General features: G+C 61.0%; 15 protein-coding genes. 4 read left to right on the forward strand and 11 right to left on the reverse strand.

From position 1 onward, the window contains the following. Window positions 1-95: 95 nt before the first annotated feature. Window positions 96-1,187 (forward strand): enoyl-CoA hydratase/isomerase family protein, encoded by a 1,092-nt coding sequence (locus tag G7047_RS06590; RefSeq protein WP_166302430.1) that lies wholly within the window; start codon window positions 96-98, stop codon window positions 1,185-1,187. A gap of 75 nt (window positions 1,188-1,262) precedes the next feature. Here G7047_RS06590 and G7047_RS06595 read toward each other — a convergent pair whose 3' ends face one another. The 3 genes from G7047_RS06595 to smpB form a co-directional block, all read right to left on the reverse strand. Further along, entirely contained in the window at window positions 1,263-2,507 is a 1,245-nt protein-coding gene (locus G7047_RS06595; protein WP_166302433.1) for a cytochrome c peroxidase, read from the reverse strand. Window positions 2,508-2,542: 35 nt separating this feature from the next. Beyond that, window positions 2,543-5,038 (reverse strand): TonB-dependent receptor, encoded by a 2,496-nt coding sequence (locus G7047_RS06600; protein WP_166302436.1) that lies wholly within the window; start codon window positions 5,036-5,038, stop codon window positions 2,543-2,545. A 347-nt stretch (window positions 5,039-5,385) separates the two neighbouring features. Next, window positions 5,386-5,862: an SsrA-binding protein SmpB gene (gene smpB, locus G7047_RS06605; protein WP_166302440.1), complete on the reverse strand. Its 477-nt coding sequence runs from the start codon at window positions 5,860-5,862 to the stop codon at window positions 5,386-5,388. 198 nt (window positions 5,863-6,060) lie between these two features. Here smpB and G7047_RS06610 point away from each other — a divergent pair, with 198 nt between their 5' ends. The 3 genes from G7047_RS06610 to G7047_RS06620 all read left to right on the forward strand — a co-directional run bounded on the left by G7047_RS06610 (window position 6,061) and on the right by G7047_RS06620 (window position 7,240). Next, the gene (locus G7047_RS06610; protein WP_166302444.1) at window positions 6,061-6,501 is read left to right on the forward strand and encodes a type II toxin-antitoxin system RatA family toxin; all 441 of its coding nucleotides are present in this window, start codon (window positions 6,061-6,063) and stop codon (window positions 6,499-6,501) included. Next, window positions 6,494-6,817, forward strand: a complete 324-nt coding sequence (locus G7047_RS06615; RefSeq protein ID WP_166302447.1) for an RnfH family protein — start codon at window positions 6,494-6,496, stop codon at window positions 6,815-6,817. The genes G7047_RS06610 and G7047_RS06615 overlap by 8 nt, the downstream gene beginning before the upstream one ends. Before the next feature lie 69 nt (window positions 6,818-6,886). After that, a complete protein-coding gene (locus G7047_RS06620; protein ID WP_166302451.1) occupies window positions 6,887-7,240 on the forward strand; it encodes a hypothetical protein in 354 nt (117 codons plus the stop codon). 61 nt (window positions 7,241-7,301) lie between these two features. Here the strand turns inward: G7047_RS06620 and fetB are convergent, their stop codons facing one another. From fetB to G7047_RS06660, 8 genes are all read right to left on the reverse strand, one after another. Beyond that, on the reverse strand, window positions 7,302-8,117 hold the full coding sequence (gene fetB / locus G7047_RS06625) for an iron export ABC transporter permease subunit FetB (RefSeq protein WP_166302456.1): 816 nt from the start codon (window positions 8,115-8,117) through the stop codon (window positions 7,302-7,304). After that, on the reverse strand, window positions 8,114-8,773 hold the full coding sequence (locus tag G7047_RS06630; protein ID WP_166302460.1) for an ATP-binding cassette domain-containing protein: 660 nt from the start codon (window positions 8,771-8,773) through the stop codon (window positions 8,114-8,116). The genes fetB and G7047_RS06630 overlap by 4 nt, the downstream gene beginning before the upstream one ends. Window positions 8,774-8,811: 38 nt before the next feature. Further along, entirely contained in the window at window positions 8,812-9,210 is a 399-nt protein-coding gene (locus tag G7047_RS06635) for a copper-binding protein (RefSeq protein ID WP_166302463.1), read from the reverse strand. Between the two features lie 66 nt (window positions 9,211-9,276). Beyond that, window positions 9,277-9,735: a DUF411 domain-containing protein gene (locus tag G7047_RS06640; protein WP_205904831.1), complete on the reverse strand. Its 459-nt coding sequence runs from the start codon at window positions 9,733-9,735 to the stop codon at window positions 9,277-9,279. Window positions 9,736-9,824: 89 nt separating this feature from the next. Next, window positions 9,825-10,310 (reverse strand): plastocyanin/azurin family copper-binding protein, encoded by a 486-nt coding sequence (locus G7047_RS06645; protein ID WP_166302469.1) that lies wholly within the window; start codon window positions 10,308-10,310, stop codon window positions 9,825-9,827. Between the two features lie 17 nt (window positions 10,311-10,327). Then, window positions 10,328-11,716 (reverse strand): multicopper oxidase family protein, encoded by a 1,389-nt coding sequence (locus tag G7047_RS06650; protein WP_166302474.1) that lies wholly within the window; start codon window positions 11,714-11,716, stop codon window positions 10,328-10,330. Between the two features lies 1 nt (window position 11,717). Beyond that, window positions 11,718-13,145, reverse strand: coding sequence for a TolC family protein (locus tag G7047_RS06655; protein WP_166311921.1), 1,428 nt, complete (start codon window positions 13,143-13,145; stop codon window positions 11,718-11,720). A gap of 2 nt (window positions 13,146-13,147) precedes the next feature. Continuing rightward, the gene (locus G7047_RS06660) at window positions 13,148-13,504 is read right to left on the reverse strand and encodes a hypothetical protein (protein ID WP_166302479.1); all 357 of its coding nucleotides are present in this window, start codon (window positions 13,502-13,504) and stop codon (window positions 13,148-13,150) included. Between the last annotated feature and the right edge of the window lie 56 nt (window positions 13,505-13,560).

The following is a 13,560-nucleotide window of genomic DNA, read 5'->3' on the forward strand; positions in this document are numbered from 1 at the left end:
AGGCAAATGCAGGACGTTCGCTTCTCAACGGATTCCGATCCCTTTTCTCTCACAGGTTGAAGACAAGCGCAGGCTTGCAAGGAAGGACAAAAACAATGACGGAGATGACGGCAGAAGTACTGGCCGAAGTACGTGGTCAGGTGGGCTTCATCACTCTCAATCGCGCCAAGGCGCTGAACGCGCTGTCGCTCGGCATGGTGCGCGATCTGCTGGCCACGTTGCTGACTTGGCAGAAGGATGACAAGGTGCTGGCCGTCGCGATTCGCGGCAATGGCAAGGAAGGTGCGTTTGGTGCGTTTTGCGCTGGTGGCGATATCCGTTTTCTGCACAAGGCGGGCAGCACGGGCAATCCGGAGCTTGAGGATTTCTTCACCGAGGAATATGCGCTCAATCATTTGATTCATACGCTGGGCAAGCCCTATATCGCGTTCATGGACGGCATCGTCATGGGCGGCGGCATGGGCATTAGCCAGGGCGGTTCGGCGCGCATCGTGACCGAGCGTACGAAGATGGCCATGCCCGAGACCATCATCGGCTTGTTTCCCGATGTGGGCGGTGGCTACTTTCTCTCGCGTTGCCCCGGCCGCGTGGGTGAGTGGCTGGCGCTGACGGGCGACTCGTTCAACGGTGCTGACGCCATTGCCTACAAGCTGGCCGATGGCTTCATGCCTGCCGATAAGCAGGCCGGTGTGTGGGAGCAACTCGGCGCGGAGCAATTCGCGAACGGCACAGCCGTGCAGAAGTGGATCGAATCGCAGTATGTGGCGGCGGGCGAGGGCGGCATTGGCAACCGTGCGCACATCGACAAGTACTTCGCGCTGCCGACGGCTGTGGACATCGTCCAGGCGCTCGAGAGGGATGGCGACGAGTGGTGCCAGAAGACTGCGGCAGCGCTGCGCAAGCGTTCGCCGTTGATGCTGGAGGTGGTGCTCGAGCAGATCCGCCGCGCGCGCGACATGACGCTGGCTGAAGACCTGCGCATGGAGCGCGACATGGTGCGTCACTGCTTCTTCCTGCGTCCCGGCCAGAGCGAGACCATCGAGGGCATTCGCGCGCTGGCGGTGGACAAGGACCACACACCCAAGTGGAATCCCGAGCGCGTCGAAGACGTGAAGCGTGACGTGGTCGAGGCGTTCTTCAAGAGCCCATGGCCTGCGCATTCGCATCCGCTGGCGGCATTGACATAAAGTCTGGGTTCGATTCCACAAGGGCCAGTTGTTGACGGGCCTTTGTGAATGTCGGTGAGGCGCCCGTGTTGAGGACTAAAGCAGTTTCAGCCATTCGATCAGAGCATCTATCTCTTCGGCATTGAGATTCAGCGATTGGATGTGAGCTGACTTGGCAGGCACGTATGAGTCCTTGGCAGGGTCTCCGGTCACAACGCCCATGCCGGTGTTGTACAGCCGGATCAGCCCTGGCATGTTGGCGAACAATCCGTTGTGCATCCATGGTCCGGCATGCGACACGCCGCGCAGGCTCGGGGTTCGGAACTTGCCCAGATCCTGCTTGTTTCGGGTGGCCTCGAAACGACCCAGATCCTGATTGCGTCGACCGTAGAACGACAGCCCGAGGTCGTGAAACTCGTTGTCGGTCATCAGCGCGCCGTGATGACAGTTCATGCAGCGCGCCTTGGTGCGAAACAGGTTCAATCCCAGCAGTTGCTGGTCGGTCAGAACTTCTGTGTTCCCCTCTATCACCTGGTCGGCAACACTGGTGGGTGGTCGGATGGTGCGCACGAAATGGGCGATTGCAGCGACCATTTCATCTTCGTTGATCACCTCCCGGCCGAGGGATTTCTTCGCCAATTCACGGTAGTGCACCTGCGCGTTGACATGTTTGAGTGCCGCATCCAGTGTGTTGTTCATTTCGAACGGGTTGCGTATCGAATCCTTGGCCTGTGCTTCCAAGGAAGGCGCTCGGCCATCCCAGAAAAGTTGATCCACGAACGGTGCCGCAAAAAGCGTTTGCGCACGTCGGCGCCCCATGAGCTTGTCTTCTCCAACGCTGAGGGCCAGTCCGTCGCCGAATGATTTGTTCGATTGATGGCAACTGGCGCAAGAAACGCCACCTTTGCGAGACAGACCGGGGTCAAAGTACAGTGCAGTGCCAAGGTCGAGCATGGATTTCTCTCTCGGGTCGGTTGCAACTGCAACAGCGGGAACGGCGCTCCATTCTTCCCATGATTTGCCTTGGTCTATGACAGGACGTGGCCATTGCTCCGGCTTCCCCTGATACCGCGTGCGAAGGCACTGGTTGTCCCAGCCGTTGGCAAGTCCGCACGGGAATGCCTGATTGTCGGCATGCTGCAGCAGTCTTCCAACGGCGGAGTCGGGATCTGCCTGTTTCGCCAGTTTGCTGGTGGCATTGGCTTCGACGGGATTGGATCGCGGTGAAGGGGGCGTTGCTGGAGTCTGGGCAATGGCATGAGTGCAGGTCAGCAGCAGCGCGGCAATCCTTATGGCGGTACGTGCTGTTTGCGTTCCACTCGGGGCGATGCGAGAAAACATGTGGGGAAGAATGTGTCAAAGTTTCGGGTTGCAGATCAGAAGGCGTAGCCGGCACTCAACCAAATCTCGCGGCCGGTCTGATAACGTATGTTGTTGGCCAGGATCGGATTGGCGATGGCAATTGGTCTGATGACATTGAGCGCATTCAGTACATCGAGACTCAGGGTCAAGCCCTTGATGCCGGATGGCTGATAGGTCAGGCTCGTGTCCCATGTCCAATACGACGCGAGTTTCACAGTGCCGTAGCGTTCGACACCCTTGGTGGTACCAAGATAGGCAACGCCGGTTTTACTGCTGTTCCAGTTGAAGCGATTGCTCCAGGCGATGCCGGCTTGATGCCATTTGCCGGTCATTCCCACGCTCAAGCGATATGGCTGATTGAATTCGGCGCTGGGTTTGTTCCTGCGCTGCGTCTGTACTCCGTCGACTTCGACGATATCGTCTGGCGCAAGACCGGAGCCCTCCCAGCCCAACGTGCTGTCATGGTTGCGACGGGTTTTCTGCCAACTGAAATCGATACGGCTGTTCCATTCGCCTGCCGCAGCCTTCCATGGTTTCAATGTGCGCAGGCTGATCGCGGCAGACTTGGTTTTGGCATTGGCATCGTTGGTATAGAAGTAGCCATCCGTCGCATTGCCATCCTGCGTCACGCCATCCATGCTGTTGCGACGCACCAGCGACAGGCCTCCTTCGAGAAAGGGAGAGATTTGTTGAGTGAATGTGAGCGCCCATTCATCAGAGTGCGGTGTCTGCAGTCCTGCATAACTGTAGATTTCACCCGCGGGCTTGTCGACTGCCACGCCCCTTTGGACGAGGTAGCGAATCAGCTTGCTCTTTTCCTGCTGCAGCGCCAAGCCCAGCATGTCCAGACCATAGTAACGGGCCCAGCCCAGGCCCAGTTGAGTGCGACCATCACCAAATGCGTCCCAATCCAACCGCGTGCGCGGAGCGACATTCGTGTTGTTGAACAGGTTGTCATGATCCGCACGGGCACTCATCGTCCAGCCGAGATTCCCCCATTGCATGCTGTCCGACAAGTACAGCCCCATGGTGTCGTAGCCCACACCGGCCGTGCCCGCCAGGTATTGCGTGCGTGTGGTGATCTTCTGCGTGCCGTTGGTCTGCAGGCTTTGCAAAGTAGCGAACGCATCTTCATCGCGTTCGAAACTTGCTTTGGTACTCTGCACATCCAGCCCTGCATAGACCTTGTGGCGGATGGATCCTGTACCGAATGCGTTCCAGTCCATTCGCATTTTTGCGGTAGTTTGGCGCTGGTTGAGCGATTCGGTGCCAAAGCCTCCACTGACATACTGAGCAAGACTCTTGTCTGCAAATTGCTGAGTTGTGAATTCATTGGAGCTCGAATCTCTCAAGGCATCCATCTGATCGAATCCAATTTTGGCAGTCAACTTACCGCTCTCAAGCAACTGTTCAAGATCCAGTGCGACACCGTAAGCGGTCTGGCGATTGCTCCAGCTTGTGTTCGCAAAATCGCTCGACGCCAGATCTTCCTGGCGGTCAGCATATTTGAATGTGATGCTGGATTTCGTGTCGCCACTCCAACGTGTGTGGAACTTGGCGAACAGGTTGTCGACTGTGTCGCTTTCGTCGCGCATCTGAAGCGTCGATGCGTTGCCATTGGGGATGGGTACGCTGGTGTCCAACACCCGGGTCTGGCGTTGTATGGCTGAGTCGCGGCGAGACATCGAGATCAAGGCGCTGGTGTCCTCCGTCACACGGAGATCGCCATCGAATGATGTGAAATGCTTTTTCCAGTTGGACGAGTATCCCGGTTGACCATTGTTCCAGTCGTCCAACGCTCCTTCGGGCATCTTCTGCTGGGTGAGGTTGGAACTGTTGAAACGCTGCTTGATCGAAAATCGGTTGCTGCCCGTTGGTGTTTTGATGCGCGCATCCACCACGCCGCCTTGAAAGTGCCCAAACTCCACGGGCACGCGGCTGTCATGGACCTCGACCCGCTCGAGCATGTCCGTGTCGATGTTGTAGGTCTGAGAGTATCCGGGAACGCGTCCAGCCTGTAAGCCAGTGGCCGAGACCTGTGGGTTGATGGCATTGGTACTGCTGATGCCGTCGATCAGGAACTGATTTTGGTAGGGGCTCTCGCCGTATATCGAAAACGATTCGGGTGCCAGCGAGCCGTGGTTGCCGTTGTCGCTTGTCGATGGATTCAGGCGCAATGCGGGGTGGCTGGAAATCAGCGAAGTCAGGTCCCGGTTGCTTTCGGGTGTGGCGTCAATTTCGGCGCGGTCATATGTACGGGTGTCAGGGCGTGTGCCTTGAACCTGCACGGTGGGGAGTTCATTGTGGGACTGAAGGGGATCGGCGGCTGGCTTGCCGGCGAGATCAGTGACGTCCTGCGCCGACGCCAGAGTGCCTAGCCCGCCCATTCCCAGCGCAACAATGATCCCGGTACATCTCGCAAAAACGGATGACGATGTCCATAGGGGATATTCCGAACCGGGCAGGGGGTGATGTTGGATTTCGAGTGTGCAAGCCGGATGGGGTGGCATTTGGCGAACGTTCTTTATGAATAAAAAAAAGAATGATTATCATTAAAAATAATAGATAGGACTTGATGCACATCGAATGGTTGATGCAGACGCATGTGCATTGCGTATAGGATCAGAAGAGCTTCGCGCGGGCGAAAAAAAAGCTCCAAAGCGGAGCTGATGTGATGGAGCGGGACAACCCAATGCGGCCTGCGTGAACCGATCTACAGGACGGTTGTGGGGTACGGGCGGAACTGCAAGATGGAAATCGTGGTGATGGCCTCAGCCAAGACGACGATGACCAACAGGGCAGGTCCGCCCGATTGCGTGCACGCATTCATGGAGTTGAATCGCGCAGCAGGCCGCTCCTAGCGATGGCGGCCTTTCATTGCGCGCTCGACTTCGCGCTTGCCTTCGCGGTCCTTGATCACGTCGCGCTTGTCATGTTCGGCCTTGCCCTTGGCGAGCGCGATGTCGCACTTGGCGATGCCATTCTTCCAGTGCAGGTTAATGGGTACGAGCGTGTAGCCTTTTTGCTCGACCTTGCCGATCAGGCGTTTGATCTCTTCCTTGTGCAGAAGCAACTTCTTGATGCGCGCCGCATCGGGGCTCACGTGGGTGGATGCGGTGCGAAGCGGGTTGATCTGACAGCCGATCAGGTAGAGCTCGCCTTCCTTGATGACTACGTAGCCGTCGGTCAGTTGGGCCTTGCCTTCGCGCAGCGCTTTCACCTCCCAGCCGTGCAGGACCATGCCCGCCTCGTAGCGTTCCTCGAAGAAATAATTGAAGCTCGCCTTCTTGTTGTCGGCAATGCGTGACGATGTTTCTGGTTTTTTGGTTGCCATGTTCAATAGATGCGGCGCACCCGGGAGGTTTTAAAGTCCCTTCCGGCTATCACCCTGAGGGAATAAGCTCTCTCTACAATAACGGGTTGTCGTCTCGCAATCCTTCGATTTTAGTTCGTTGCGCCGAAAGCCCCCGGCATCCGGTGCGATGAACCGATTTCCTGCCAGCCCATGAGCCAGCAGGCCCGTGCAATTTTCATGAAAACAGTCAGCAAATCCGTTCTGATCTGGTACAGCCCAGAGGAAATGTTCAATCTGGTCACCGATGTGGCCAAGTACCCGGAGTTCCTGCCGTGGTGCGACTCCGCCAAGGTGCTGGAGGTCGATGATCAGGGCATGACCGCCGAGGTCGGCATGTCGCTGGGCGGATTCCACAAGTCCTTCATCACCCGCAATACGCATGAGCTCAACCGCCGCGTCGGCATGCGCCTTGTGAAGGGCCCGTTCTCCAAGCTCGAGGGAGACTGGGTTTTCCATTCCGTGGGTGACGGCTCGCAGCGTGCCTGCAAGGTGGAGCTGAAGTTGACTTACGGCTTCGACAGCATGGCGCTGGCCGCCATCGTCGGCCCGGTGTTTGACAAGATTGCGGGCTCCATGGTGGACGCCTTCATCGCGCGCGCCGAGAAGGTCTATGGCTGAGCTGCAGATCACCGTCGTCACTTCGGCCAAGGCTGGGCAGACGCAGGAATGGGCGCTGCAGTTGGCACCGGGCGCGACCGTGCAAGACGCACTCAAGGCCTGCGGTCTGAACGCTGCCGATGCTGTTTACGCGGCCAGCATCTGGGGCAAATCGGCAGCGGTGCAACGCCGCCTGCACGATCAGGATCGCGTGGAGTGGTGCCGCGCGCTCAAGGTGGATCCCAAGGTGGCTCGACGGGAGCGATTTGCCAGTCAGGGCAGTCGTGGAGCGGGACTATTTTCCAAGCGCAGGGATGGCGCGAAATCGGGCTATTGAATCCGTACTTTTGATTTTCTGTTCACCACTGTAGTTGGCTGATCTTGTGAATCCATTGGAATTGATTGGGTGGATCGATTGCTGGACGAGACATCGCCTTCGATTTCCATCGATCAGTCCATGGGGCTGGTGGACCCGATGAGCGCATCGCCGATTTGCTTCACAGCTAATTTCAGCGAGCCGGTCAGCGGTTTCACGACGGCCGATGTAGAGGTCTTGGGCATGATCTCGAGCGGGACGGTGACGGTGAACATTCCGGCGGGCGCGGCCACCGATCTCGCGGGCAACGCCAGCCTGGAATCCTCAGGAGAGGACGCTTCGGTCACATGGAACATGTCCGGCGTGCCCGTGGCTCAGCCTGTGCCGTCCCTGTCAGAGTCAGCGTTACTGATGCGGCATGGTGCATCGTGGCAATTGCTGTGATTCACCTGAGGCGTGACAGGGGCCATGGTGCTCGACGATGACGAGTGCGCGTGCGCGTGCATCAACTCCTGCGCTCAGGCTCGGGTGCAATCCGGTCCAGCCGCAGGCGATCGCGCGCATCGGTCACTCGGTGGATTACCCAGTAGCTCACCAGAATCGCGCCCAGTGTGCCTGCGCCCGCGAGCAGAAAGAGCACCAGGATCTGGTACTTGGCCGCCTCGAACGGCGCCATGCCCGCGAGAATCTGGCCGGTCATCATGCCGGGCAGGGTAATGATGCCAGCGGCCGTCATCTGGTTGATCGTGGGAATGGTGCCGGTGCGCAGGGCCGAGCGCTGCAGTTCGCCCAGCGCCTGATGGCGGGTGGCACCGAGGGCGAGCTGCGCCTCGATGGCCGCGCGCTGGCGGGTGACGCCCGTTGTCAGCGCGTCGAGCGTGATCGCCACGCCGTTGAGCACGGCACCCAGCACGATGCCGATCATCGGAATAGCCACCGCCGGTGACCACCACGGGTGCGGATGCAGCACCGCGATGGCCAGCATGCCCGTGATCACCAGTGCGAGCGTGCTGGCGGCAGAGCCGATGCCCAGACTCCACCAGCCGGTGAGCTTGTGCTTTTGGCGCGCAAGGATTTCGTGACTGGCCGATGCCAGCATGAACAGCACGACGGCCATGACCAGCCAGGGCGAGTGCAGTGAAAACACCGTCTTGAGGATCACGCCGACCAGCGAGAGCTGAATCAGCGCGCGCAGCGCTCCGACCACCAGTGACCGGGCAAGACCTAAATTCAAGGCCAGCGACAACCCGGCATTCGCCAGCAGCAGCGTGGCGGCGAGCGCGAGGCTCCAGTAGCTCACATCGGCGGCGGTAGTGTTCATTCATTCCCCTTGTCGCAGCGTTCGAGACGCCCATTCTTGAGGGTGAACTGGCGAGCCGCCATGCGTGCTGCCTGCTCGGCCGAATGGGTGACCAGCACGATGGAAAGACCGCGCTCGCGCAGCAGTGATTGGAGCAGGGATTCGACGAGCGTGATGGCCTCGGGGTCCAGCCCCGAAGTGGGCTCGTCGAGCAGCAGCACCTTGCAGTCCGGGCGTATCGCACGCAGCAATGCAAGCCGTTGCCGCTCGCCGGTGGACAGGCGCGCGACCTGCCAGTGGCGTGCATCCGGGTTCAGCGCCACCTTGGGGCACCATAGAGCAAAGTCGAAATCCTTGGCAAAGTGCGGGGCGACGTATTCATCCCACCAGCCGGACTCCGCAGGCACATAGGTCACCTGTTTGCGCCACACGGGCGCGCTCATCGACGAGCAGGCCACGCCATCCAGAAACGCTTCGCCCTCATGCGGATCGAGGTCTGCAATGACGCGCAGCAACACGCTCTTGCCCGCGCCAGACGGGGCCGTGATGGAGATACATTCGCTCGCATCGATGGCGAGATCAACGGGCCCGACATGCAGGCGCTGCAAGGACTGCAGTGCGAGTCGGGCAGCGCGGGTGCCATTGCCATTGCCATTGCGTGATGGTGAGTCGCTCATGAATAGCGAGTATGCACCCGCGTGCAGCGCAAAGTAGGCTACTGCGCCACGACCTCGATCTGCGTGATCAGCAGCGCACCGGTTTCGCGCTCGACATGAAAGCGCACCTTGTCGCCTTCCTTGAGCTTGGTGAGCTCGGCCGGGTTCTTGAGCGCGAACACCATGCTCATCGCGGGCATGTTCAGGTTGGCGATGGCCGCGTGGCGGATGCTGACCTTGCCTGCGGCGAGGTTGACGCGCAGCACCTCGCCGTCGGTCATCACCTGTGTGCTGTCTGCCGATGGGGCAGCAGCGGGTTCGGATGCATGGCTCATGTCGTGGCCCGCGTGGTCCATCTTGGCGGGCTCCTGCGCTTGCGCGTTGAAGGCGGACAACGCACCGAGCAGGAGCGCGGCAATCGTTGTGGTGGCGGTGGAGCGTTGGGTGTTTTGCTTCATGCTGTTCGTGGCCTTGGGCCGTTTCCTTGTTGTGTGGTCTTCAAAAAATGGATTAGTGAAAAGCGATCAGCGGTAGCTCGTGAACACGCTGGTAGAGACGTCGCTGTTCATGAGATTGCGGGTGACGAGCAGCACCTCGTACGGGTCCTTGCGGCCGCCGTAGTCAGGGCCGTCCATGCCGGGGCTGCCCACGGGCATGCCGGGCACGGTGAGGCCGAGCGCCTTGGGCTTTTGCTTGAGCAATTTGTGCACGTCGGACGCGGGCACATGGCCTTCGAGCAGATAGCTTCCAACGAGCGCCGTGTGGCACGAGCCGAGCCGCGCGGGCAGGCCGAGCTTGGCTCGCATTGCCGTGTTGCCGCTGTCGTGCGCGGTGACGGCAAAGCCGTTGTCTTCCATGTGCTTGATCCAGTCGCCGCAGCAGCCGCAGTTTGGGTCTTTCCAGACTTCGACTGCTATTTTTGCGGGCGTGCTGGTCAGAGCGGGAATCGCAGTCAGCGCGATGCTGGCGGCGATGCCGACCATGAGTTGGCGGCGTGGGAGGAGGGATTTTTTGCTCGACATGGTTTGGTTCCTCGAAGCGTCTAGCTGGTTGCGTTGAATGCGTTCCGGCATCATTGAGTCACCGTGAAAGTGCCGCGCATGCCCGCCTGAAAATGTCCTGCGATGAGGCAGGCAAAATCGAAACTTCCCGCCCGGTTGAACTGCCAGACGAGGTCTTCGCGCTTGGCCGGTGCGACGTGGGCCATGTAGGGCTCGGCGTGCTCCATCTCGGGGAACTTCAGCATCAGATCTGCATGCTCCTGGAGCGACTGCTTGGTGCCGAGCACCACCTCATGCATGACGACGCCCTTGTTCTCCACGCGCAGGCGCACGGTCTCGCCGCGCTTCACGCTGAAGTGGTCGGGAGTGAAGCGCATGTCGTCGGTCATGCGCAGGGTGATGGTGCGCTGGGCCTTGTCGGCGTCTCCGGCGATGCCCCAGTCCTTCTGTTCCTTTGCGGTGGGCGCGTTCGCGGCATGGCTTTCATTACCGTGCGAGAACGCCGCTGAAGACAGCGCGAGGAGCGCTGCAGCCGTGAAAAACGAGATTCGATTCATGGTGTGCACTCCTTGGTTCAATGATGCGATCCGTGGCCGCCATCGGTACCCGGCTTGCGCACGGACGGCGCGCGTGGCGCGGTGCCGGGCGCGGTCTGGCGCGGGGCGGTGGAGTCGGGCGGCGCACCCGTCCATTCCTGCGCGACCGTGCCCTGCGGGTGCTTGAACCAGCCCGGATCGCGGTAGTCGCTCGCGCCAAGCTGCGCGCGCACCTTGAGCGTGGTGAACATGCCGCCCATTTCCAGCGGGCCGAATGGGCCGGTGCCGGTCATCATCGGGAAGGTGTTGTCGGGCAGGGGCATTTCCATAGCACCCATGTCGCCCATGCCGCGCTCGCCCATCACCATGTAGTCGGGCACGATCTTCTGGATCTTCGAGACCAGCCCGCGATGGTCCACGCCGATCATGGTCGGCACGTCGTGCCCCATCGCGCCCATGGTGTGGTGGCTCTTGTGGCAGTGCATTGCCCAGTCGCCGAGTTCGTCGGCGATGAACTCCATCTGCCGCATCTGGCCCACGGCCACATCGGTGGTCACCTCGGGCCAGCGCGCGGTTTTGGGCACGGGGCCGCCGTCGGTGCCGGTGACCTCGAATTCATGGCCGTGGATGTGGATCGGATGATTGGTCATCGTGAGATTGCCCACGCGCATGCGCACGCGGTCGCCCTGTTTGGCTACCAGCGGGCTGATGGCGGGGAACACGCGGCTGTTGAAGGTCCAGATGTTGAAGTCCGTCATCTCGTTGACGCGCGGCGTCATCGCGCCGGGCTCCACGTCGTAGGCCGACAGCAGAAAGGCGTAATCGCGATCCACATTGGCGATCAGCGGATGAGCGGCCTTTGGATGCGTGATCCACAGGCCCATCATGCCCATCGCCATCTGCGTCATCTCGTCGGCATGCGGGTGGTACATGAAGGTGCCGGGTCGGCGTGCGACGAAGTCGTAGACGAAGGTCTTGCCCGGCGCAATGTGCGGCTGGGTGAGCCCGCCCACGCCGTCCATGCCGTTGGGCAGGCGCTGGCCGTGCCAGTGGATGGTGGTGTGCTCGGGCAGGCGGTTGGTCACGAAGATGCGCACCCGGTCGCCCTCGACCACCTCGATGGTCGGGCCGGGGCTCTGGCCGTTGTAGCCCCACATGTTGACCGAGAAACCGGGCGCGACTTCGCGCACCACGGGTTCGGCCACGAGGTGAAACTCTTTCACGCCATGGTTCATGCGCCACGGCGTGGTCCAGCCGTTGAGCGTGACCACGGGGCGATACGGCCTGCCGTTGGGTGGCACCAGCGGTGCGGCGGTCTCGGCCGACGATTGGCTGGCGGGTTCGGGCAGCGCGGCCAGGGCCACGCGGCTGACGGATGCGGCGGCCACTGCGGTGGCTGCGCCTGCAAAGAAACTGCGGCGTTGCATGTCAGTGGCCTCCGCTTTCGTTGTTGTTGCTGTTGGATGTGGTTGCTGCGAAGGGCGCGATGCCGCCCGGCGAGGTGCCGGTCAGCGCCAGTTGCAGATCAGTCTCTGCAATCCAGAAGTCGCGCTGCGCGTTGGTGGCGTTGACCACCACCTGCGTCGTGGTGCGGGCCTGCGCGAGCAGTTGCCAGACGCTGTCGAACATGCCGTTGTAGCGCAGCATGGTCTCGTCCTGCACCTGCTTGGCGAGCGGCAGCACCTCGGCCTGTTGTTGATGTGCAAGATCCCACGCTGTGCGGTAGCGCGACCAGTTGGTGCGCGCTTCGCTGCGCGCACGCAGCGCTGCGGATTGCAGTTGTGCGGCGCTGCGCTGCACCTCGGCACGGGTGCGCGCGGAGGCCGAGCCACCCCAATCGAAGATCGGCAGTGGCAGCTCAAGCTCCCAGCCGCGCGTCTTTTCGACGTGGCCGCTCTCGCGGTCCTTCGCACGGTTGTTGGAGTAGGTCACGCCAATGTCACCAAACACCGCGCCGACTCTTGACCAGCCGCCGCGATCCGCTGTCACGTCGAGATCGCGACGCAGCGCGCGCAGATCGAGCCGCTCGCGCAGCGCCGTGGCTTCCGCATCATCACCTGCGCGCAATTCGCTGGCACTCTTGGGAATCGCGGGCAATTGTTTGGGCAGTTCGAACGCCGTCTGCGTGCCCCACAGGCCCATCAGCCGAGCAAGCTGTTCGCGCTCCAACGTGGCGTTCAACCGCGCCCGCGCCAGTTGCGCCGCAGACTCCTGCGCAATCGACAACTCGCGCGCCTGCTGCAGCCGGTTGAAGTTGCCGACTGCGGCCATGCGACGTGCCAGTTCGGCTCCGAGCTGGGCCGCATCATTCATCTTCTCGTTGGCGATCAGCGCCTGCTCTGCCGCCACCGCGCGCAGCCAGGCACGGCGCGTGTCGGCCGCCAGCGTCAGCACGTTCTGCGATGCCTGCAGGGTGGAGCGCTCCATCTGCCAACCGAGCCAGCGCGAACGCCAGGGCAGGGTGATGATGTTGACCAGGCCGAACGCCAGCTCGCGCTCGAACTCGATTTCATGCGCGTTGGTGAAACGGCCCAGCGTGAGCGTCGGATTGAACAGCGTCAGCGCCTGAGCGCGCTCTGCATCCTCGACCGCCAGGCTTGCGAGCTGCACCTGCAGATCGGGATTGTTCAGAAGCGCGATGCGCACAGCCGTGTCCTGATCGACCGGCTTCTGCAACCATTCACCAATGCGCTTTTGTTCATCAGCCTCGGCATTGCTGTTGGCCGAAGGCAACTGCGCATCTTTGGGCAGGCGGCTCTGCGTCTGCTCCTGCACATCGCCGCGCAGCCCATCGGGCGACACGCTCGCACAGCCCGCGAGCACCAGTGCGGCAGCCAGAACGGAAAGACGTCGCATATTCATGGCTTGCCTCCGTGCTGATGGTGTTGCTGATGCATGGGCATCGTCATCGGAATCGGCTTCTGCGCGGGTTTTGTCGCAGGTTGCTGCTGCTGCGCCTCCCATTGCAGAACGTCCGCGTGTCCATTCGGAAACTCGGCGACGGTCTGGTTGGCCGCACTCCAGTTGCCCGGCTGGCGACCGAGGTCACCGCTGGGTTGCAGTGGCTGGTGGGTTAGCGGCAGCGTGGGTGCTTGCGTGTTCAGCACGTCGGAAGAAAGATGGTTGTTTTGGGCGGATGCGGCCGGCGCGAAGGTCATCGCGACCGTCGTTGACAGCATCAACGCCAGATGAATGCAGGAATGCGCAGGGCGCATGGAAGTCTCCTGAAGGCTTGATCAAACATTGAGGGTCGACCACAGGTTGCCTTGGA

The sequence above is a fragment of the Diaphorobacter sp. HDW4A genome (genome assembly GCF_011305995.1).
Taxonomy (GTDB): Bacteria; Pseudomonadota; Gammaproteobacteria; order Burkholderiales; family Burkholderiaceae_C; genus Diaphorobacter_A.